Source organism: Shinella fusca (assembly GCF_014203155.1).
GTDB lineage: Bacteria > Pseudomonadota > Alphaproteobacteria > Rhizobiales > Rhizobiaceae > Shinella > Shinella fusca.
Window position 1 is genome coordinate 1 of sequence record NZ_JACHIK010000031.1, and the last position, 18,925, is coordinate 18,925.

General features: G+C 68.0%; 20 protein-coding genes and 1 riboswitch. Of the genes, 13 read left to right on the forward strand and 7 right to left on the reverse strand.

All coding sequences use genetic code 11. From position 1 onward, the window contains the following. Positions 1-167: 167 nt before the first annotated feature. The 5 genes from HNQ66_RS23050 to HNQ66_RS23070 all read left to right on the forward strand — a co-directional run bounded on the left by HNQ66_RS23050 (position 168) and on the right by HNQ66_RS23070 (position 5,495). The gene (locus HNQ66_RS23050) at positions 168-1,334 is read left to right on the forward strand and encodes an acetyl-CoA acetyltransferase (protein ID WP_184147194.1); all 1,167 of its coding nucleotides are present in this window, start codon (positions 168-170) and stop codon (positions 1,332-1,334) included. 44 nt (positions 1,335-1,378) lie between these two features. After that, positions 1,379-1,442, forward strand: a riboswitch (Fluoride riboswitch). A gap of 102 nt (positions 1,443-1,544) precedes the next feature. Continuing rightward, entirely contained in the window at positions 1,545-1,934 is a 390-nt protein-coding gene (crcB, locus tag HNQ66_RS23055) for a fluoride efflux transporter CrcB (protein ID WP_184147196.1), read from the forward strand. After that, a complete protein-coding gene (locus HNQ66_RS23060; RefSeq protein WP_184147198.1) occupies positions 1,931-2,368 on the forward strand; it encodes an EamA family transporter in 438 nt (145 codons plus the stop codon). The genes crcB and HNQ66_RS23060 overlap by 4 nt, the downstream gene beginning before the upstream one ends. 122 nt (positions 2,369-2,490) lie before the next feature. Continuing rightward, positions 2,491-4,281 (forward strand): GGDEF domain-containing protein, encoded by a 1,791-nt coding sequence (locus tag HNQ66_RS23065; RefSeq protein ID WP_184147200.1) that lies wholly within the window; start codon positions 2,491-2,493, stop codon positions 4,279-4,281. Between the two features lie 212 nt (positions 4,282-4,493). Further along, positions 4,494-5,495 (forward strand): NAD(P)H-quinone oxidoreductase, encoded by a 1,002-nt coding sequence (locus tag HNQ66_RS23070; RefSeq protein WP_184147202.1) that lies wholly within the window; start codon positions 4,494-4,496, stop codon positions 5,493-5,495. 4 nt (positions 5,496-5,499) lie between these two features. On the opposite strand, the gene HNQ66_RS23075 is transcribed toward HNQ66_RS23070, so the two are convergent. Both HNQ66_RS23075 and HNQ66_RS23080 read right to left on the reverse strand, forming a co-directional pair. After that, on the reverse strand, positions 5,500-6,927 hold the full coding sequence (locus HNQ66_RS23075) for an MFS transporter (RefSeq protein ID WP_184147204.1): 1,428 nt from the start codon (positions 6,925-6,927) through the stop codon (positions 5,500-5,502). 346 nt (positions 6,928-7,273) lie between these two features. Beyond that, positions 7,274-7,732: a carboxymuconolactone decarboxylase family protein gene (locus HNQ66_RS23080; RefSeq protein ID WP_184147206.1), complete on the reverse strand. Its 459-nt coding sequence runs from the start codon at positions 7,730-7,732 to the stop codon at positions 7,274-7,276. Positions 7,733-7,838: 106 nt separating this feature from the next. Between HNQ66_RS23080 and HNQ66_RS23085 the strand changes: the two genes are divergently transcribed. The 3 genes from HNQ66_RS23085 to HNQ66_RS23095 all read left to right on the forward strand — a co-directional run bounded on the left by HNQ66_RS23085 (position 7,839) and on the right by HNQ66_RS23095 (position 10,297). Beyond that, entirely contained in the window at positions 7,839-8,705 is an 867-nt protein-coding gene (locus tag HNQ66_RS23085; protein WP_184147208.1) for a sigma-70 family RNA polymerase sigma factor, read from the forward strand. A gap of 68 nt (positions 8,706-8,773) precedes the next feature. After that, a complete protein-coding gene (locus tag HNQ66_RS23090; protein ID WP_184147210.1) occupies positions 8,774-9,781 on the forward strand; it encodes an asparaginase in 1,008 nt (335 codons plus the stop codon). Positions 9,782-9,901: 120 nt separating this feature from the next. After that, on the forward strand, positions 9,902-10,297 hold the full coding sequence (locus HNQ66_RS23095; RefSeq protein ID WP_184147212.1) for a VOC family protein: 396 nt from the start codon (positions 9,902-9,904) through the stop codon (positions 10,295-10,297). Between the two features lie 153 nt (positions 10,298-10,450). Here the strand turns inward: HNQ66_RS23095 and HNQ66_RS23100 are convergent, their stop codons facing one another. Then, positions 10,451-10,699, reverse strand: a complete 249-nt coding sequence (locus HNQ66_RS23100) for a hypothetical protein (protein WP_184147214.1) — start codon at positions 10,697-10,699, stop codon at positions 10,451-10,453. 103 nt (positions 10,700-10,802) lie between these two features. Here HNQ66_RS23100 and HNQ66_RS23105 point away from each other — a divergent pair, with 103 nt between their 5' ends. After that, positions 10,803-11,744: a LysR substrate-binding domain-containing protein gene (locus HNQ66_RS23105; RefSeq protein ID WP_184147216.1), complete on the forward strand. Its 942-nt coding sequence runs from the start codon at positions 10,803-10,805 to the stop codon at positions 11,742-11,744. On the opposite strand, the gene HNQ66_RS23110 is transcribed toward HNQ66_RS23105, so the two are convergent. Then, entirely contained in the window at positions 11,704-12,363 is a 660-nt protein-coding gene (locus HNQ66_RS23110) for a glutathione S-transferase family protein (RefSeq protein ID WP_184147218.1), read from the reverse strand. The two genes, HNQ66_RS23105 and HNQ66_RS23110, sit on opposite strands and share 41 nt — an antisense overlap. 163 nt (positions 12,364-12,526) lie before the next feature. Here HNQ66_RS23110 and HNQ66_RS23115 point away from each other — a divergent pair, with 163 nt between their 5' ends. Further along, the gene (locus HNQ66_RS23115; RefSeq protein WP_184147220.1) at positions 12,527-12,913 is read left to right on the forward strand and encodes a hypothetical protein; all 387 of its coding nucleotides are present in this window, start codon (positions 12,527-12,529) and stop codon (positions 12,911-12,913) included. A 72-nt stretch (positions 12,914-12,985) separates the two neighbouring features. Beyond that, the gene (locus tag HNQ66_RS23120) at positions 12,986-13,462 is read left to right on the forward strand and encodes a copper chaperone PCu(A)C (RefSeq protein WP_184147222.1); all 477 of its coding nucleotides are present in this window, start codon (positions 12,986-12,988) and stop codon (positions 13,460-13,462) included. Between the two features lie 21 nt (positions 13,463-13,483). Here the strand turns inward: HNQ66_RS23120 and HNQ66_RS23125 are convergent, their stop codons facing one another. From HNQ66_RS23125 to HNQ66_RS23135, 3 genes are all read right to left on the reverse strand, one after another. After that, complete coding sequence (locus HNQ66_RS23125) at positions 13,484-13,885, reverse strand: type II toxin-antitoxin system VapC family toxin (RefSeq protein WP_184147224.1); 402 nt, start codon at positions 13,883-13,885, stop codon at positions 13,484-13,486. Beyond that, positions 13,885-14,139 (reverse strand): type II toxin-antitoxin system Phd/YefM family antitoxin, encoded by a 255-nt coding sequence (locus HNQ66_RS23130; RefSeq protein WP_184147225.1) that lies wholly within the window; start codon positions 14,137-14,139, stop codon positions 13,885-13,887. The genes HNQ66_RS23125 and HNQ66_RS23130 overlap by 1 nt, the downstream gene beginning before the upstream one ends. Positions 14,140-14,307: 168 nt before the next feature. Further along, positions 14,308-15,687: a TIGR03808 family TAT-translocated repetitive protein gene (locus HNQ66_RS23135; protein WP_184147227.1), complete on the reverse strand. Its 1,380-nt coding sequence runs from the start codon at positions 15,685-15,687 to the stop codon at positions 14,308-14,310. Between the two features lie 234 nt (positions 15,688-15,921). On the opposite strand from HNQ66_RS23135, the gene HNQ66_RS23140 reads away from it, so the two are divergent. Beyond that, entirely contained in the window at positions 15,922-18,222 is a 2,301-nt protein-coding gene (locus HNQ66_RS23140; RefSeq protein WP_184147229.1) for an EAL domain-containing protein, read from the forward strand. 57 nt (positions 18,223-18,279) lie between these two features. Beyond that, complete coding sequence (locus HNQ66_RS23145) at positions 18,280-18,726, forward strand: MarR family winged helix-turn-helix transcriptional regulator (protein ID WP_184147231.1); 447 nt, start codon at positions 18,280-18,282, stop codon at positions 18,724-18,726. The last annotated feature ends 199 nt before the right edge of the window (positions 18,727-18,925 follow it).

Below are 18,925 nucleotides of genomic sequence, written 5' to 3' on the forward strand. Positions count from 1 at the left end.
GGTGCTGCGGTCTCTCATCCGCCACCGCAATCGGCAATACAGCGCCAATCCCGGGCAAAGGGAAGTTACAAGGTGCCGGCAGGCGGATGAGGGGCAAACCCCACGCGCCGCTCCGCCCCTTTACCTCCCGCCGCCACGGGCCCATCATGGCGGCAGGAGGAATTCGCATGGACGTTTCCATTATCGGCTGGGCGCATACGCGCTTCGGCAGGCTGGAGGGCGAGACGGTCGAGAGCCTGATCGTCACCGTCGCGCGCGCGGCCGTCGCCCATGCGGGCCTTGCCGCCGCCGATATCGACGAGATCGTGCTCGGCCATTTCAACGCCGGCTTCTCGCCGCAGGATTTCACGGCGAGCCTCGTGCTCCAGGCCGACGACGCGCTGCGCTTCAAGCCGGCGACACGCGTGGAGAATGCCTGCGCCACAGGTTCCGCCGCCGTCCACCAGGGCATCCGCGCCATCCGCGCCGGGGCGGCCCGCCATGTGCTGGTCGTCGGCGTCGAGCAGATGACGACAACGCCGCCGGCCGGGATCGGCGCTAATCTCCTGAAGGCCTCCTACCTGCCGGAGGACGGCGACACGCCCGCCGGTTTCGCCGGCGTCTTCGGCCGGATCGCCGCCGCCTATTTCCAGCGCCACGGCGACCAGTCCGACGCGCTGGCCGCCATCGCCGCCAAGAACCATCGGAACGGCGCCGCCAATCCCTATGCCCAGATGCAGAAGGATCTCGGCTTTACTTTCTGCCGCACCGAAAGCGAGAAGAACCCCTTCGTCGCCGGCCCCCTGAAGCGCACGGATTGCTCGCTCGTCTCCGACGGCGCCGCCGCCCTCGTGCTCGCCTCCACGGATGCGGCCGCAAGCGCCCCGCGCGCCATCGGCTTTCGCGCCGCCGCCCATGTGCAGGACTTCCTGCCCATGTCGAAGCGCGACATCCTGCGCTTCGAGGGCTGCACGGAAGCATGGCGGCAGGCTTTGGCCGAAGCGGGCGCAACGCTCGGCGACCTCTCCTTCGTCGAGACGCATGACTGCTTCACCATCGCCGAGCTCATCGAATACGAGGCGATGGGCCTTGCAAAGCCCGGCGAGGGCGGCCGGCTGGCGCTCTCCGGCGAGACGGCGAAGGGCGGCCGCCTGCCGGTCAATCCCTCCGGCGGCCTCAAGGCCAAGGGCCACCCGATCGGTGCGACGGGCGTCTCCATGCATGTGCTGGCGGCCATGCAGCTTGCCGGCGAGGCGGGCGGCATCCAGGTCCCCGGCGCCACCCTCGGCGCGCTCTTCAACATGGGCGGCGCCGCCGTCGCCAACTACGTCTCCATCCTCGAACGGCGGCACTGAGCCCGCCCGTTTGACAGCCGGCCGGGCTGCGCCTAGATATTTCCTCGTGGGATGGGGATGGTGCTCCCCGAGAACTGCCGTTTATCGGCTGATAGCGCCTGCCAGGCCGGCCAGCGATGGCCGTCGACGGCGGGAGCGTGCCTTGCGACCGCCCGTGGGCGGTTTTTCGTTGCCCGGATATCTTGATCGCAGACCTTTGAGGCAACGGACATGAGCTATCTGATCGTCTTTCTCGGTGCCGGCGTCGGCGGTGCGGCGCGCCACGGGGTGAACGTGCTTTCCGCCCGGCTCGTCGGCACGGGCTTTCCCACCGGCACCCTCGTCGTCAACGCGCTCGGCTGCCTGCTGATGGGGCTGATCGCCGGCACCTTCGCCTTCCGCGGGCACCTGCCGCAGGAAATGCGGCTGTTCCTGACGACCGGCATTCTCGGCGGCTTCACCACCTTCTCCACCTTCTCGCTCGACGCGGCGCTGCTGTGGGAGCGCGGCGAGACGGGGCTGGCGGCGCTCTATGTCGGCGCATCGCTTCTCCTGTCGCTGGCGGGCGTTGCCGCCGGCCTCGGCCTGACGCGCACGGTGCTGTCCGGCGGCGCGGTATGAGCGGGCTTTCGGGCGCATGGCAGGCCTGGGCGCTCGGCTCGGCCGCCTTCGCCGCGCTGACGGCGATCTTCGCCAAGGTCGGCGTCGCCGGGGTCAATCCGGATTTCGCGACCTTCGTGCGCACGCTCGTCATTCTCGCCGCCATCGCCCTCATGCTGACGCTTGCCGGCGGCTGGCAGGCGCCCGGCACCGTTCCGGCGAGAAGCTGGATCTTCCTCGTTCTCTCGGGCCTTGCGACGGGCGCCTCGTGGCTGTGCTATTTCCGCGCCCTGCAACTCGGCAAGGCGTCCGAGGTCGCGCCCGTCGACAAGCTGAGCGTCGTGCTCGTCGCGCTCTTCGCCGCGCTTTTCCTCGGCGAGCAGCTTTCCCCCGCCCATTGGGCGGCGGTCGTGATGATCGGTGGCGGCGCGCTGCTGCTGGCGCTGCCGATATGAAGGAATTTTTGCCCAACTGCCTGTCGCAGTTGCGCTTTCACTAAATTGTCATACTAAAGAAACGGTTTGTTCAGGACTGGTGCGGAGACTTCCTCTCACCATTCACGCTCCGGAGCATCCGCATGTCCGCCGCCGAATTGCTCGCCCTTCGCCGCTTCGGCGATGGCGAGATCGTCACGCTCGCAAAGCTCGTGATCGAAACGGCCTTCCAGCCGATCGTCGAGGCCGCGACCGGCGCGGTGTTCGGCTACGAGTCGCTGATGCGCGGCTTCGACCGCCTCGGCTTCCGCTCCCCGCTCGATCTCCTCGACCGGGCGCACGAGGCCGGCCAGCTCCTCGCGCTGGAGCACATGGTCAACAGCCGCGCCATCGCGGCCTTCGCGGCCCTGCCGGATTTCCGTTCGCGCACGCTCTTCGTCAACCTCGATTCCCGCCTCGTGCCGCAAGGCGCCGATCTCGTCGAGCGCCTCGTCGGACATCTGACGCGCGCCGGCATTCCGGCCTCCTCCATCTGCTTCGAGATATCCGAGCGCTTCGACAACGATACGCTGCCGGAGTTCTCCGCGCTGGTGCGCAAGCTGCGCCTTGCCGGCTTCAAGCTCGCCATCGACGATTTCGGCGTCGGCCATAACGGGCTCAAGCTGCTCTGCGACCATCCGGTGGATTATCTGAAGATCGACCGCCACTTCGTCTCGGGCATGGAAGCCGATGCCCGCAAGCGCCACCTCGTGCGCAACACGGTCAACGCCGCCCATGTGCTCGGCACGCGGGTGATCGCCGAGGGCGTGGAGACCGAGGCGGAGTTCGTCGCCTGCCGCGAGGCGGGCTGCGACCTCGTGCAGGGCTGGTTCGTCTCGCGCCCCGTTACGGATTTTTCCGCGCTCGGCCCGGTCTATGCGCAGGTCGCCCGCGCCGGCGGCACGCGCCGCGCCTCCAGCACGCTCGACAGCATCCTCATCCGCCGCGAGATCGAGCAGGTCGCGGTGCTGCGCGAGAGCGAGAGTCTCGAAACGGTGTTCGAGTTCTTCCGGCGCGATCCCAAGCGCACCTTCTTCCCCGTGCTCAACGCCAATGACGAGCCGCGCGGCATCCTGCAGGAATACCACGTCAAGGAACTGAGCTATCATCCCTTCGGCCGCGACCTCATCAAGAACAGGCTCTACCAGAAGGGTCTGGCGCATTTCGTGACCGCCGCGCCCATCGCCGACCTCGACACGCCCGCCGAACAGCTTCTCGACATCTTCACCGGCATGGGCGGCAACGAATGCGTGATCCTGACGGAGAATATGCGCTATGCCGGCATCCTGTCGGCCTCCTCGCTCATCAAGATCATCAACGAGAAGCGGCTGAAGACGGCGGAGGACCAGAACCCGCTGACCGGCCTTCCCGGCAACCGGGCGATTCGCGACTATCTCCAGGACAAGGCGCTCGACGGCGACCAGACGCGGTGCCTTTGCTATTTCGACTTCGACAATTTCAAGCCGTTCAACGATCGCTACGGCTTCCACAAGGGCGACCTTGCGCTCTCGCTCTTCGCCTCGCTGCTCAGGCGCGATTTCGTCGGCGAGGACGTGTTCGTCGGCCATGTCGGCGGCGACGATTTCTTCGCCGGCGTCAGCGGCCGCCCGGCCGGCGAGGTGCGGGACGTGCTGGAGCGGCTGCTTGCGGATTTTTCCCGCGAGGTGCGCGCGCTCTATTCGCCGGAGGACCGGCTGGCGGGCGAGATCCGCGGCCGCGACCGCGCCGGCCGGGAGACCCGCTTTCCCCTGATGCGCTGCTCGGCCGTGGTGCTGGTCGTGCCGGAAGGCGAGGTGATCGGCGAGGCCGGGCAGATCAGCACCCGCATCGCCGCCCTGAAGACCGAGGCGAAGGAAAGCGGCGGCGGGCTGGTGCTGTCTTCGGCGGGGGCGTGAAAACCCCTCCCTAAATCCCTCCCCACAAGGGGGAGGGACTTAATTTGCGGCACGTCCGGCGTCCAAAAATTGGGGAAAAGAGCGCCGCCGGCCTTTCTCCCCCCTTGTGGGGGAGATGCCGGCAGGCAGAGAGGGTCTTCAAGCCGTTTCAAATGACCGCCGCTTTCCGCTAGAATTGCCCTCCATCGAGAAAGCGCCGGGGAGGCGGAACCATGTCACTTCCATCGACCATGTCCTATATCGGGCTTGCCGAGCACGGCGGGCCGGAAAACCTGACGGTGATGGAGGGGCCGGTCCCGCAGCCCCGCCCCGGCGAGATCCTCGTGCGCGTTGAGGCGGCGGGCATCAACCGGCCGGATATCCTCCAGCGCAAGGGCGATTATCCGCCGCCGCCGGATGCAAGCCCCATCCTCGGCCTGGAGGTGGCGGGCGAGATCGCCGCGCTCGGCGAGGGCGTCACCGGCTGGAAGGTCGGCGACAGGGTCTGCGCGCTGGCGAACGGGGGCGGCTATGCGCATTACTGCACGGTGCCGGCCGGCCAGGCGCTGCCTTTTCCAAAAGGCTATGACGCGGTGAAGGCCGCGGCCCTGCCGGAGACCTTCTTCACCGTCTGGGCGAACCTCTTCATGATGGCGGGCCTGAGGCCTGGCGAGAGCGTGCTGGTCCACGGCGGCACGAGCGGCATCGGCACGACGGCGATCCAGCTTGCCGTCGCCTTCGGCTGCCGCGTCTTCACCACGGCCGGAACAACGGAGAAGTGCAGGGCCTGCCTTTCGCTGGGCGCCGCCCGGGCGATCAACTACCGCGAGGAGGATTTCGCCGCCGTCATCGCGGAGGAGACCGGCAAGGTCGGCGTCGACGTCGTGCTCGACATGATCGGCGCGGCCTATTTCGAGCGCAACCTGAAGTCGCTCGCCCGCGACGGGCGGCTCGCGATCATCGCCTTCCTCGGCGGCGTGGTCGCCGACAGGGTGAACCTCGCGCCGATCATGCTGCGGCGGCTCAACGTGATGGGCTCGACCATGCGCCCGCGCACGGCGGCGGAAAAGGAGGAGATCCGCGACGAGCTTCTGGCGCGGGTCTGGCCGCTCCTGGAGGAGGGGCGCATCGCCCCGGTGGTCGATGCGGCCCTTCCCTTCGACGAGGTCGGCGCCGGCCATCGCATGATGGAGCGCGGCGACCATATCGGCAAGATCGTGCTGACCTTCGAGTGAGCCGTCAGCCCGCCGCCCGCTCGCGCGGCAGGCCGATGGCAAGGAAGATCGCCAGCGCCGCCGGCAGGGCGAGCAGCGCATAGAGCCAGCGCGCGGCGACGAGCGCGCCGTCGACGCCGCCGGGCTCCACCAGCCCCGCCGAGTTGACGATGATGCCGGCGAGCGCCGCCCCGAAGGCAGCGCCCAGCGACTGCATGGTGGTGATCGCAGCCGACGCCTTGTCCGTCTCCCCGGCGGGGGCGAGATGCAGCACATGGGTGACGAGATGCGCCCAGCCCATGCCGATGCCGAAGCCCATGAGGAAGATGAGGAGCGTGGCGAGCGCCAGCACGGCGATGCTGCCCGCCGGATTGTGCCGCGCGAGCGCGAGGACGAGGAGAGCGGTCGCCAGCGCCTCGATAGCCGCGCCGATGACGATCACCCGGTTGGCGCGCCCGTCCCTGAGGCCGGCGGTGAGGAAGGCCGCGGCCGTCCAGCCGAGCGCGAGCAGCGCCACGAGATAGCCGGAGACGAGCGGGCTCACCCCATGCAGCACCTGCAGGAAATAGGGGATGTAGACATCCGAGCAGATCGTCACCAGCAGCATCAGCATGAGGAGATAGACGCGGGCGAGCGGGGAGGAAAGGCGGATCGTGCCGGCCGGCAGCAGCCGCGCCTTCGCGCCCCGCTCGATGGCGATGGCCGCAAGGACGCCGGCGATGGCCGCGGCGGAGAGCAGGGCGCGCAGGGCCGGCGCTTCCGCGGAACTGGCGAAGGAGAGCATGACGACGGCGGAAACGAGAAGGACGATCTGCGGGAAGGGCGTCTTTGTCGTCACCCGCTCGCCGTCGCCCTTCGGCAGCAGCTTCGGCGCAGCGGCCGCCATCAGCGCCGAGAGCGGCACGAGCAGCGCGAAGGCCTCGCGCCAGGCGCTGCCGGCGGCGAAGATACCGCCGATCGTCGGGCCGAGGAAGGTGGCGATGCCCCAGGCGGCGGCATAGAGCGTGGACGCCGTGCTCCACAGCGGCTCGGGATAGACGAAGCGCACGAAGGCATAGCCGAGCGCGACGAGGAAGCCCGCGCCCAGTCCCTGCACCGCCCGGCCGATGAGCACCGTTTCCATGCTCGGCGAAAGCGCGCAGACGAGGCTGCCGAGGCCGAAGAGCAGCGCCCCGAAGACATAGCAGCGGTTGAGCGTGACGCTCTCCGGCCGCACGGCGACGAAGGTGGAGCCGAGCACGGAGGCCGCGACATAGGCCGTCGTCGCCCAGGCGAACAGCGACAGCCCGCCGATATCGCGCACGATGGAGGGCATCAGCGTGGCGGTGATATAGGTCTCCACCGCATGCAGCATGATCCCGCCGCCCAGCATCAGCGTGCCGAACAGATAGGCGCGGGAGAACAGGCTGGAAAGCCGCGGCGCGGCTTCCTTCGGGGCGGTATCGTCCGACATGGAAAGGCCTTTTGCTAAAGAGCTTCCGGAGAGGTGCCACGGCGCAACCACGAGTTCAAGCCGCAACTTTTCACTGGATGGGGGACGAGGGGAGGGTATCCTTGCGAGCGGGAAAGGTATCCGGGGGGCACTCGGCAACGGCACGCACGTCGATACCTTTCCTCCTGCCTCTCCTCCGTCATGCTCGGGCTTGACCCGAGCATCCACGCTACAAGCGAGGGTCGTCCGTGGGACTGGATCCTCGGGTCAAGCCCGAGGATGACGGAAGTGGAGAGGGGAGCGCCGGCATCCTACAATGGCACGTAGCACCAGCAGGCAATGCCACCCGCACGGATGCCTCCGCGCTTCACGGCGCCCACTCGCCCGCGACCTGCCGGGTCGCCACGTTGAAGCGGTTCCACACGTTGATCGTGGCGATCTCCACGACGAGGGCGGCGAGCGCCGTTTCGTCGTAGTGGCGGGCGGCCTCGTTCCAGATCGTATCCGGCACCGGCTCCTCCCGGTCGGCGATGCGGGTCAGCGCCTCGGTGAGGGCGAGGGCGGCGCGCTCGGCATCCGTATAGAACGGCGCTTCCCGCCAGGCGGCGACCGAGAGGATGCGCCGGTCCGTCTCGCCGGCTTTCTTCATCATGCGCGGGTGGAGGTCGACGCAGAAGCTGCAGCCGTTGATCTGGCTGGCGCGCAGGTGGACGAGTTGGGCGGTCCTTTCCGGCAGGCCGGTTTCCTGCGCGGCCTTCTGGAGGGCGCCCATGGCGGTCATGACGGCGGGCAGGACGGTGACGATATTGGTCATGCGGGATTGCATTTGCTGGCTCCTTGCAATGATTTGCGCTTCGACGGCGGCAAGCCGTCACATCGGCGCGGCTTGGTTCGTCATGGCCATGACGCCACCAGCAGAGGGAGTGTGACCGATGGGCGAGAAATTTTCTGGGGCAGGCCGTTTCGAGGCGGAGCGGGGGCGGCTTCATGCCGTGGCCTATCGCATGCTCGGCTCGCATGCCGAGGCCGAGGATGCCGTGCAGGAGGCCTGGCTGCGGCTGGAGCGTGCCGGCGGGGACGGCATCGACAATCCCGCCGGCTGGCTCACCACCGTGGTCGGCCGCATCTGCCTCGACATGCTGCGCGCGCGCCTTCGCCGCCGCGAGGACCCGATCGACGGCGAGGCGGGCGAGGTGCAGCATGCCGATCCCGCCGCCGGCGCGGACGAACAGGCGGCGCTCGCCGATTCCGTCGGCCTTGCGCTGCTCGTCGTGTTGGAGCGGCTGACGCCGGCCGAGCGCCTCGCCTTCGTGCTGCACGACATGTTCGGCGTGCCCTTCGAGGAGATCGGCCGCATCGTCGAGCGCTCGCCCGTCGCCGCCCGCCAGCTTGCAAGCCGCGCCCGCCGCCGCGTGCAGGGCCTGCCGGATGCGCCGTCCGCCGATTACGAGCGGCGCAAGGGCGTGGTCGCCGCCTTCCTCGCCGCCTCGCGCGAGGGCGATTTCGCCGGCCTTCTCGCCGTGCTCGATCCCGATGTCGTCTTCCATGCGGATGCCGATGCGGCCCGGCTCGCCTCGCTTGCCGACCTGCGCGGCGCGGCGGCCGTGGCGACCTTCTTCGACGGCAAGGCGACCGCCGCCCGGCTCGCTCTTGTCGATGGCGACCTCGGCCTTGCCGTCGTCCTCGGCGGGGCGCTTCGGGTCGTCGTGCGCGTCACGGTGGAGGACGAGCGGATCGTCGCCATCGAATCGATCGCCGATCCGGCGCGCCTTGCCGCCTTCGAGGTGGAATATCTGTGAAACCGAGTGGGCAGGGGCGCGGATTTCGGCTAAGACCGCGCCCAATCACACGTTCGAGGAGGATGAGCATGGCCAACCCGGTTCTTGTCGAGGTCACGCGCGGCAATCTGGTGGAAAGCCGCCATCGCGGCATGGTCGTGGCGGTGGACGGCGACGGCAAGGTCGTCTTCTCGCAAGGCGATATCGATGCGGCCGTCTTCCCGCGCTCGGCCTGCAAGGCCATGCAGGGCCTGCCGCTGATCGAAAGCGGCGCGGCCGACGCCTACGGCTTCGGCGCGAAGGAACTGGCGCTCGCCTGCTCCTCGCACAGCGGCGAGCCGGAGCATGTGCGCCTTGCCGCAAGCATGCTCGCCGCCGCCGGCCTCGACGAGAGCGTTCTGGAATGCGGCGCGCACTGGTCCTTCGACCAGCCGGTGCTGATCGACCAGGTGCGCAGCCTCGACCGGCCGAGCGCCCTTCACAACAATTGCTCGGGAAAGCATGCCGGCTTCGTCTGTGCCGCCTGCCACGGCGGCACGGCGCTGAAGGGCTATGTGCGCTACGAGCATCCCGTGCAGGCGGAAATCCGCGGCGTCATGGAGGACCTGACCGGCGCGGCGCTCGGCACCGACAATTGCGGCACCGACGGCTGCTCCATTCCCACCTATGCCGTGCCGCTGAAGAGCCTTGCGCACGGTTTCGCGAAGATGGCGACCGGTACAAGCCTTGCGCCCGAGCGCGCCAGGGCTTCCCGCCGGCTGATAGAGGCCTGCATGGCCGAGCCCTTCTTTGTCGCCGGAACAAAACGCGCCTGCACGCGGCTGATGAAGATGGCGCCCGGCCGTATCTTCGCCAAGACGGGCGCGGAGGGCGTCTTCTGCGCGGCGATCCCGGAAAAGGGCATCGCCATCGCCCTAAAATGCGAGGACGGCACGACGCGCGCGGCCGAAAGCATGGTCGCCGCCACGCTCGCCCGCTTCTTCGCCAATGAGCCCGCCGTCCACGGCGCGCTGATGGCCATGGCGAACCATTCCATGTCCAACTGGAACGGCATCCATGTCGGCGATGTCCGCGTGACGGACGCCTTCGCCGCCTGACGGCCGATTTTTTCGCGGGGGCTTGTCGGGACGGGGCGGGCGGCTACGTCCTTGTGGCAGGACGGGACGATCCGCCGCCGGCGGCGCCCCGCTTCGCAACCGAAAACCAGGAGGCCTTTCATGCGCATGATCTTCGTCAACCTTCCCGTCAAGGACCTGCCCGCCACCCGCCGCTTCTTCGGCGCGCTCGGCTATTCCTTCAACGAGCAGTTCAGCGACGACACCGCCGTCTGCATGGTGGTGGACGAGAACATCTTCGTCATGCACCTGACAGAGGAAAAATTCGCCCAGTTCGTCAACGGCAAGGTGGGCGACCCGGAACAGCAGACGCAGGTGCTGACCTGCCTTTCCGCCGCAAGCCGCCAGGAGGTCGACGACATCAAGGCCAAGGCACTCGCCGCCGGCGGGCGCGAATGGAAGCCGAACATCGAGTTCGGCCCCATGTACGGCTGCTCCTTCCAGGATATCAGCGGCAACGTCTGGGAATTCATGCACATGGACCAGATGGGCGGGTGATCTTTCGCGTACGGCGGCAGGACCCCTCCCCAACCCCTCGCCACAAGGGGGAGGGGCTTAACCCGCGGCACACTCGGCGGGAAAATGGGAAGGAAGAGCAAGCCTCCTGCGTTCTCCCCCCTTGTGGGGGAGATGCCGGCAGGCCGGTCTTCATCACCGCGTCGCGGCCACCTTCACGGTCGCGGGAACGAGGGCGCGGTAGCAGCCTGCGAATTCCCGTTGACGGCGCGGCGCCGCCGGTTCCGCGTCGGCCTGCGGGCGGAAGAGGCCGAAGGGCAGGTCGCCGAGGCTGCGGGCGTCCATTGCCGCGATATCCGGATGGGACAGCGGGTCGCGCAGCCAGACCGGCGTCTCCGCCCTGTCGGCGAGCACCTCGGCTACTCTTGAGAAAATCTTGAACATTGCCTTCTCCTTGCTGTTGATTATCATCGAAGACGGCTGATAATCGCGCGAACAAGGCGCGGCGGCAATCGAGTAGTTCGCGACAGGATTTTAGAAAAGCTATATGCGCAACCTCAACCTCGTCCATCTCAACGGCCTGCGCGCGCTGGAAGCGGTGGGCCGGCTCGGCGCCTTGCAGGCGGCGGCGGAGGAACTCGGCGTGACGGTCGGGGCGGTCAGCCAGCAGGTCATCAAGGCGGAAGAGCAGCTCGGCCGGGCGATCTTCGAGCGCACGGCGCGGGGCCTGCGCCCCACGGCCTTCGGCGCGCCCTTCCTCGCGCGGCTTTCGGACGGTTTCCGCGAGCTTTCCGAGGCGGTCGCCACGACGCGGCGGCGGGACGACGCCATCCTCACCATTTCCGTCGCGCCGATCTTCGCCTCGCGCTGGCTCATCCACCGCATCGACCGCTTCACGGCCGCCCATCCGGATATCGGACTGCGCATCGAGGCGACGATGGCGCTGGTCGATCTCGCGCGCTCGGACGTCGACCTTGCCATCCGCGTCGGCCCGGGCGGCTGGCCGGGCGTTTCGGCGGAATTCCTGCTGCCGCAGGTGGTCTTTCCGGTCTGTGCGCCGTCGCTGGCGGAGAGGATCGCGACACCGCAGGATCTTTCCGCCCAGCCGGCGGTGGTCGACGGCAACGACGCCTTCACCTGGGAGCGCTGGCTTGACGCGGCCGGCTTCGACGTACCGGCGCCGAAGGCCCGCCACGTCTTTTCCGATGCTTCGCTCTGCCTCGATGCGGCGCTGGCCGGGCAGGGGGTGCTGCTCGCCTATCCGGTGCTCGCCTCCTGGGCGCTGAAGGAGGGGCGGCTCGTCGCCCCGTTCCCCATCCGGGTTGAGACCGGCATGCGCTATTATTTCGTGACGGCCCCCGGCGTGCCGGAGCCGCGCAAGGTCACGCTCTTCAAGCGCTGGCTGCGCGAGGCACTGGCCGAGGACGAGGACGGCTTTGCCGGCGCCGTCATTCCAGCTCCAGCTGCCGCGTCTCCATCATCGCCCTGAAGGCCGGGCGCGCCTGGCAGCGCTCCAGCCAGGCCTTGACGTGCGGCGCGTCCTCGAACAGCGCCGGCTGGCCCATCGCATAGCGGAAGACCTCCGCAAGGTTGAGGTCGGCGACGGTGAAGCGGTCGCCGACGACGTGGCCGGTCGCGGCAAGGTGCTGGTCGAGCCGCCTGAAGGAGGTCTTCAACGCCTTGGCGGCGGCGCGGATGGTGAGGCGGCCCTGTTCGCTCTCGGCGGCATTGGCGTCGAATGTCAGGACGATCTTCACGGCATGCGGTTCCACCTCGGTCGCCGCCCACATCGTCCATTGCAGCATCTCGGCCTCTTCCGTCAGCGTGCGGCCGGCAAGCGGCCCGCCGTGCTTGCGCGCGAGATAGAGGTTGATGGCGAGCGATTCCGTCATCACGAAGCCGCCGTCGTCGATGCAGGGAATGAGGCCGGTCGGGTTGACGGAGAGGAAATCGGGCGAGCGCGTGTTGAGCGGCGCGTCCACCGCCAGCGGATCGTCGAGCCGGCGCGCCTGGACGACGGGCACCGAGACGAAGGGCAGGCCGAGTTCGCCGGCAAGCCAGTAGTTGCGCGAGGCGCGCGAGCGATAGACGCCGTAGATGGTGAGCATGGGGTCCTCCTGGTTCGCCGGCACATTAGGCGGGCGAGGGCGGCGGAGGTAGAGCGATCGCGTGATCCGTCGATGAATTCTCGTGATCGCACCGCAGTTTGCTTTATCGCATTGACCTGCCGCGCGGGGAGCGGAATAAGGACGAAGCAACCGGACGACACCGATGATGACGAAACGCACGACAGGCTGGGCCCTTTGCCTGCGCATCCTTTGCGCGGTCGGCCTGCTGTTCGTCGCTTTCGCCCATAGGCCGGCCGTCGCCGCGGGGCCGGGCCCTGCCGAGCTTGCCGCCTATGTCCTGCCGGACGGCTCGATGGCCGACCTCTGCATCAACGACACGGTCGACAACAAGATAAAGCCCGCGCCGGGGGCGAAGTGCGAGGCCTGCCGCATCGCCGGCGCCACGCTGCTGCCCGCGCCCGCCGATCTTGCCGGCACGGTCCTGACCGTCCGCCGCATCGCGCTTCTTCCGCCCATGGAAGAGGCGCTGCCCTCACGGCGCGAACGCCCCGGCGCCCCGCCGCGCGCACCGCCTTTCCTCGCCGCCTGATCTTTCCCGATACGCGGCCGATGCAGCCTGCATCGCCTTTTCTTCGATAGAGGAAACCGAAAGGGTTTTTCCATGAAACGCATTCTCGCAACCGCTCTCGCGCTGGCCTTTTCCGCCGGGATCGCCTTCGCCCACGACTTCACGCTCGGCAATCTCGAGATCCATCACCCCGCCTCCAAGGCGACGCTGCCCGGCCAGCCCGTCGGCGGCGGGTTCCTCACCGTCACCAACAAGGGCGCGGAGGCCGACCGCCTCGTCTCCATCACCGCGCCGGATGTCTCCGACGACGTGCAGCTGCACGAAATGGCCATGGAAAACGACGTGATGAAGATGCGCCACCTGCCGGACGGCATCGAAATCCCCGCCGGCGCCACCGTGGAGCTGAAGCCCGGCGGCCTCCACGTCATGTTCATGAAGATCAAGCACCCCTTCAAGGAAGGCGAGAGCTTCAAGGCGACGCTGAATTTCGAGAAGGCCGGCAAGCTCGACGTCGACTTCAAGATCGAAGCCGCCAAACCCGGCGCCAACCACGAGGCTCACGGCGGCTGACGTCCTCAGCCGCGCGGCCTGCTAGGCATCCCAGGGATTGAGGCAGGCCGCGTCGCTGTCGGCGAAGTCGGCGACATTGCGCGTGACGACGACGAGGTCGTGCACGATGGCGGTGGCGGCGATCAGCCCGTCCGCCCCGCCGCGGGGACGCAGGGCGGAAAGCCGCCCCCATTCCACGGCGACCCGGTCGGTGACCGGCAGGATGCGGGCGGCGTGGTCGTGCCGGAGGCGTGTGAGCCAGGCGGAAAGATGCGCGGCAGCCTGCGGATCGGAACGCTCCTTGAGGGCGATGCCGCGCATGATCTCGCCGAGCGTGATGACGCTGAGATGGAGCCGGTCCGGATCGACGGAGCGCATCCAGCCGAGCGCCTGCGGCGAGCCGCGCCGCGCCTCCGAAAGCACGTTCGTGTCGATGAGGTACATCAGAGTTCCACGTCGCGTCGCGGCCAGTCGGGACGGCTTTCCACCGCCTCGATCATCGCCTCGTCCCAGACGGGGCCGGCGAGCAGGTCGTCGACGAAATTCGGTCCTTCGGCCCTTAGCGCTCTGTAGTCCTCGATCGACAGGACGACGGCGGCCTGCTCGCCGCGCAGCGTCACCATCTGCGGCCCTTCGGTCCGCGCCTTCTGCACGACCTTGGAGAACTGGTTCTTCGCGTCCTGTAGCTGCCATTCCATGTGGCTGCCTCCTGGCTAGACTGTCTAGCCAAGATAAGTCCGGCTGCGCGAATCCGCAAGAACCGATGAAAAAGCGGATGAGGGGGCGGTGCGGAAGGCTGCCCCCTCATCCGCCATGCCGCCTTTCCATTCGGGCAAAAGGGAAAGGCGCATGCGGGGGGACGGGGGTCAGCCCGTCCGGTTCCGTTCGATCGTCAGGTGCGTGAAGGTCGAGCCCTCCTGTGCGAGATCGCCCGTCGCGCGCTCGTTCCAGCGGTAGCCGGCGATGGCGGCCTCGGGGGTCTCCTCGAAGATGTTGCCGGAGACGAGGGCCGAGCCCGCGTCCTCCACCACGCTGACGGCGCAGCCGACGGGGCTCCGGCGCACGAGGTTGCCGGTGGCGACGAGGCCGCGCATGTAAGGACCCCAGCCGAGCACGAGGCCCCATTTCGGCGCGTTCTCCACCGTGTTGCCGGAGACGACCGTGTCGGCCTCCACCGCGATGCCGAAGCCGAAGCCGGCGCCGTCGTGCACATAGGGGCCTTCGAGGCGCAGGTTGCGCACCACATTGCCGGTGACGCTGGCAAGCCGCCCGCCCTCGTTGAAGTTGACGATGAGGATGCCGTTGGCCGCCCCGTCGATCAGGTTGCCGTTGACGACGGCGCCCTCGAAGCCGAATTCGGAGTAGATCGCCGTCTCGCCGCTGCCAAGGCAGGTATTGCCGGAGATCTGCACGTTCGAGCCGGCATTGGAACGGATGGCGGAGAAGGCGCAGTCCGAGATATGGTTGCCCGAGATCATCACGTCGTCTGCGCGGAAGATGTTGATGCCGTTGCCGTATTGCCCGGTGCCGCCGCTGCGCGCGCCTATCCGGGCGATGCGGTTGCCGGTAACGATCGTGCCGTCACGGCCCTTCTGCCAGCGGTGGACGAGGATGCCGCCGTCGCCGCAGTCGAAGACGTGGTTCGCGCAGACGGAGAGGTCGCGGCTTTCGACGGCATAGAGCGCATGTTCCGCCGCGCCGGAAATCCGGTTGCGCGTAATGAGCCCGCCGCAGCGCTCCAGGAAGAGCGCGGTCTTTCCCGCGCCCTTGATCTCGCAGTTCTCGATGACGACCTCGGCGATGCCGCTCATCGCGACGAGGCCCTGCACGGTGTCGTCCAGCCAGCGGTTCGCCCCGTCGATGACGAGGTTGGAAAGCTCGATGCGTTTTGCCCCGTCGGCGGCGAAGAGATGGCCGTCGCCGCCGTAGAGGATGCGCGTGGCGCCGGCAACGCCGGTGAGCCGCGTGTTGTCGGGCAGGGTGACGTTGGAAACGGTATAGTCGCCGGGCGGCAGGAAGACGGGCATGTTCTTTCCCGCAGCCTCCCTCAGCAGGCGGGAGAAGGCCTTGCTCTTGCGGTCGTCCGCTCCCGGGCGCACGCCGTGCGCCGAGGCATCGATGCTGCCGCGAAGATCGACGTCGACGACCGGCAGGCGGCCTGTCTGCGCAAGGGCGGCCGGGGCGGTTGCAGCCGCGCCGGCGGCGCCAAGACCGAGGCCTGAGAGAAACAACCGTCTGGTAACCATGAAAACTCCTTGCCTCCCCGCAGAGCAGGAAGCGTGCCAAACGGATCTGTGCCGGAACGGGACAGTCCGGCTGCTGCCCGCAAGGGTTGTTTTTTGTGGGTGCAAGGCCCGGTTCCGCGGCATTTCTCCGGTTTCCTTTAGGGTTGGATAACGACTTGCGGTGTAGTTTTCGCTGTCCGGGCAGGGAGGAGCGGCCGGCGCCTTCCGGCCTGCGTTTGGAAATTGCAGGGGCTCATGTCGACGAATCTGTCTCAGCTTGGCAATGACGAGGCCGACCCGACGGCGCGCCTGATCTCGGCCAGCCGGCGCCTCATGAGCGAGGCGGAGCGGCTTTTCCCGCTTGCCACCGCGCAGAACGAGCGCACCCTCTGGCTCGAAGCCATGATCGACGAGGTGCCGGACTATCTCTACTTCAAGGACCGCAACAGCCGCTTCGTCGTCACCAACCGCGCCATCCTCAACGACAACCGGCGCGAGGGACTGGAGAGCCTGGAGGGCCTGTCCGACTTCGATATCCACCCCGAGCATGTCGCCCGCGGCTTCTTCAAGACCGAGCAGGAGATCATGCGCACGGGCGTGCCCATGCTCGACATGGAAGAGCTGATCCACGATGCCCGGGGCAACCTGAAATGGATGCTCTCCTCCAAGCTGCCGGTGCGCGACGCGAACGGCACGGTGATCGGCATGGTCGGCACCGCGCGCGACATCACCGAGCGCAAGCGCTCGGAAAGCCTGCATGTCGGCCAGGCGCACCTTCTCAAGATGATCGCGCTCGGCGCGCCGCTGGTTGAGGTCTTCTCCTCGCTGATCCTCCTCATCGAGGCGCATGTGCCGGATGTCACGGGCTCGATCCTGCTGCTCACCCCGGACGGGCGGCACCTCGTCAACGGTGCGGCGCCCAACCTCGATCCGGCCTATTGCGCGCTGGTCGACGGCATCGAGATCGGCCCGGCGGCCGGCTCATGCGGAACGGCGATCTGGCGCAGCGAGCCCGTCATCGTCGCGGATATCGAGACCGATCCGCTCTGGGCGGCCTACAGGACGCTCGCCGCGCCCTTCGGCTTTCGCGCCTGCTGGTCCTCGCCGATCCTTTCCTACCAGGGCAAGGCGCTCGGCACCTTCGCGCTCTATTCGCAAAAGCCGGGCGAGCCCACGGCCGAATGCCTCAAGCTCGTCGGCATGGCGACCCACATCGCCGGCATCGCCATCGAGCGCAAGGAGGCCGAGGACAGCATCCAGTTCATGGCCCATCACGATACGCTGACGGGCCTGCCGAACCGCTCCATGCTCGACGAGCGCGTCGCCTCGGCCATCGAGGCGGCGGACGACGGCGGCGGGGCGATGACGCTCGCCTTCATCGACCTCGACAATTTCAAGCTGGTCAACGACAGCCTCGGCCACCATGCCGGCGACGAGCTCCTGAAGATCGTCGCCGCGCGCATGCTCAAATGCGTGCGCCCCTCCGACAGCATCGTGCGCCTCGGCGGCGACGAGTTCGTCGTGCTCATCAGCGGCGCGCTGCGCCGGGGTGAGACGGTGGAGGACAGGCTCAACGCCGTGCGCCAGTCCATCGCCGAGCCGGTGATGATCGAGGGCCGCTCCTTCCAGGTCACGGCCTCTATGGGTGTCGCCGCCTATCCCGAGCACGGCCGCAACGTCACGGAACTGCTCGCGCGCGCCGACGCCGCCATGTACCGCGCCAAGGAGATCGGCCGTGACGCCATGCAGGTCTTCACCGCCGAGCTGGCCAACCGTGCCCACGAGAAGCTGCAGAAGCAGGAGGAGCTGCGCCGCGCGCTCGCCCGCTCCGAGCTCTTCCTGCAGTACCAGCCGCAGATGGACCTCACCACCGGCCGCATCTTCGCCGTGGAGGCGCTGATCCGCTGGCGCCATCCCGAGCGCGGCCTCGTGCCGCCGGGCGATTTCATCCCGCTTGCCGAGGAAACGGGCCTCATCGGCCCCATCGGCGACTGGACGCTGCGCGCGGCCTGCCGGCAGAACAAGGCCTGGCAGGTCTCCGGCCTGCCGCCCATCGTCGTCAGCGTCAATGTCTCGGCCCGCCAGTTCCAGGAGAAGGACTGGGTGGAGCGCGTCGCCGAGGCGCTGGAGGAAAGCGGGCTGGAGGCGCGCTATCTCGAACTGGAGCTCACCGAGAGCATGATCATGGAGGACGTGCAGCAGGCGGTGGAGACCATGCACCGGCTGGAGCAGCTCGGCGTGCATCTCGCCATCGACGATTTCGGCACCGGCTATTCCAGCCTCAGCGCCCTCAAGCGCTTTCCCGTCGACCGCCTCAAGATCGACCGCTCCTTCGTCAAGGACCTGCCCGCCGATACCGACGATGCGGCGATCGCCAGGGCCGTCATCTCGCTTGCCCATTCGCTCCAGCTCCGCGTCATCGCCGAGGGCGTGGAGACGCGCGAGCAGATCGATTTCCTGCGTGCGGCCGGCTGCGACGAGATCCAGGGCTACTATCTCAGCCGCCCCATCGACGCGCGCGCCCTGCAGGCGATCCTCTGCATCCCCAATCTCTGACCGCCCGCCGCCCGGCGGTCTCTTGACATTGTTATGTTGATATCAACAATTGCCGGCATGACGGATGAGGCCCTGATTCCCTACGACACCACGCTCTTCGTGCGCGACCATTGCCTGTGCCTGCATGCGCAGCGCGCGGCGCGGGCGCTCGCCCGCCGCTTCGACGATGCGCTGCGCCCGCTCGGCCTCACCAACGGCCAGTTCTCGCTGCTGATGGCGCTGAACCGTCCCGAGCCGCCGCCGATGGGCCCGGTCGCCGCCGTGCTCGCCATGGACCGCACGACGCTGACGGCGGCGCTGAAGCCCCTCGAACGGCGCGGCCTCGTCGTCGTCGGGCCCGACCCGCGCGACCGCCGTGGCCGCCTGCTGCGTCTCACGCGGGAAGGCCGCCGCCTGCTGACCGAGGCCTTCCCCATCTGGCAGGACACCCACGCCAAACTCGACGCCGAGCTCTCCGCCGTCGACATGAACACGCTACGGACGGGGATGATGGCGATTGCCTGAGGCGCGCCGTGGGCCCGAGGATGACGGAGGGGAGGGGATTGCTGCGCTCCCCTTGAACGGTGCGGCATCCGGAACGCTTGCGTGAGTTCCCTTCCTCTCTTCTGTCGTCATCCTTATCTGTGTATCGCGCGAGAATATTGTATGTTCGCGTTGCGGCAGCGTACCTCGTCATCCCAGGTCGCCAGAGACCGTGTCCGAG

Bases quoted from the DNA above. Each gene is read 5' to 3' on its own strand.
- HNQ66_RS23065 (WP_184147200.1), top strand. From the start codon at position 2,491: ATGTCCGCCGCCGAATTGCTCGCCCTTCGCCGCTTCGGCGATGGCGAG.
- HNQ66_RS23125 (WP_184147224.1), bottom strand. From the start codon at position 13,885: ATGTACCTCATCGACACGAACGTGCTTTCGGAGGCGCGGCGCGGCTCG.
- HNQ66_RS23130 (WP_184147225.1), bottom strand. From the start codon at position 14,139: ATGGAATGGCAGCTACAGGACGCGAAGAACCAGTTCTCCAAGGTCGTG.
- HNQ66_RS23060 (WP_184147198.1), top strand. From the start codon at position 1,931: ATGAGCGGGCTTTCGGGCGCATGGCAGGCCTGGGCGCTCGGCTCGGCC.
- HNQ66_RS23100 (WP_184147214.1), bottom strand. From the start codon at position 10,699: ATGTTCAAGATTTTCTCAAGAGTAGCCGAGGTGCTCGCCGACAGGGCG.
- HNQ66_RS23080 (WP_184147206.1), bottom strand. From the start codon at position 7,732: ATGCAATCCCGCATGACCAATATCGTCACCGTCCTGCCCGCCGTCATG.
- HNQ66_RS23090 (WP_184147210.1), top strand. From the start codon at position 8,774: ATGGCCAACCCGGTTCTTGTCGAGGTCACGCGCGGCAATCTGGTGGAA.
- HNQ66_RS23095 (WP_184147212.1), top strand. From the start codon at position 9,902: ATGCGCATGATCTTCGTCAACCTTCCCGTCAAGGACCTGCCCGCCACC.
- HNQ66_RS23115 (WP_184147220.1), top strand. From the start codon at position 12,527: ATGATGACGAAACGCACGACAGGCTGGGCCCTTTGCCTGCGCATCCTT.
- HNQ66_RS23135 (WP_184147227.1), bottom strand. From the start codon at position 15,687: ATGGTTACCAGACGGTTGTTTCTCTCAGGCCTCGGTCTTGGCGCCGCC.
- HNQ66_RS23105 (WP_184147216.1), top strand. From the start codon at position 10,803: ATGCGCAACCTCAACCTCGTCCATCTCAACGGCCTGCGCGCGCTGGAA.
- HNQ66_RS23140 (WP_184147229.1), top strand. From the start codon at position 15,922: ATGTCGACGAATCTGTCTCAGCTTGGCAATGACGAGGCCGACCCGACG.
- HNQ66_RS23110 (WP_184147218.1), bottom strand. From the start codon at position 12,363: ATGCTCACCATCTACGGCGTCTATCGCTCGCGCGCCTCGCGCAACTAC.
- HNQ66_RS23050 (WP_184147194.1), top strand. From the start codon at position 168: ATGGACGTTTCCATTATCGGCTGGGCGCATACGCGCTTCGGCAGGCTG.
- HNQ66_RS23145 (WP_184147231.1), top strand. From the start codon at position 18,280: ATGACGGATGAGGCCCTGATTCCCTACGACACCACGCTCTTCGTGCGC.
- HNQ66_RS23070 (WP_184147202.1), top strand. From the start codon at position 4,494: ATGTCACTTCCATCGACCATGTCCTATATCGGGCTTGCCGAGCACGGC.
- HNQ66_RS23075 (WP_184147204.1), bottom strand. From the start codon at position 6,927: ATGTCGGACGATACCGCCCCGAAGGAAGCCGCGCCGCGGCTTTCCAGC.
- HNQ66_RS23085 (WP_184147208.1), top strand. From the start codon at position 7,839: ATGGGCGAGAAATTTTCTGGGGCAGGCCGTTTCGAGGCGGAGCGGGGG.
- HNQ66_RS23120 (WP_184147222.1), top strand. From the start codon at position 12,986: ATGAAACGCATTCTCGCAACCGCTCTCGCGCTGGCCTTTTCCGCCGGG.
- crcB (WP_184147196.1), top strand. From the start codon at position 1,545: ATGAGCTATCTGATCGTCTTTCTCGGTGCCGGCGTCGGCGGTGCGGCG.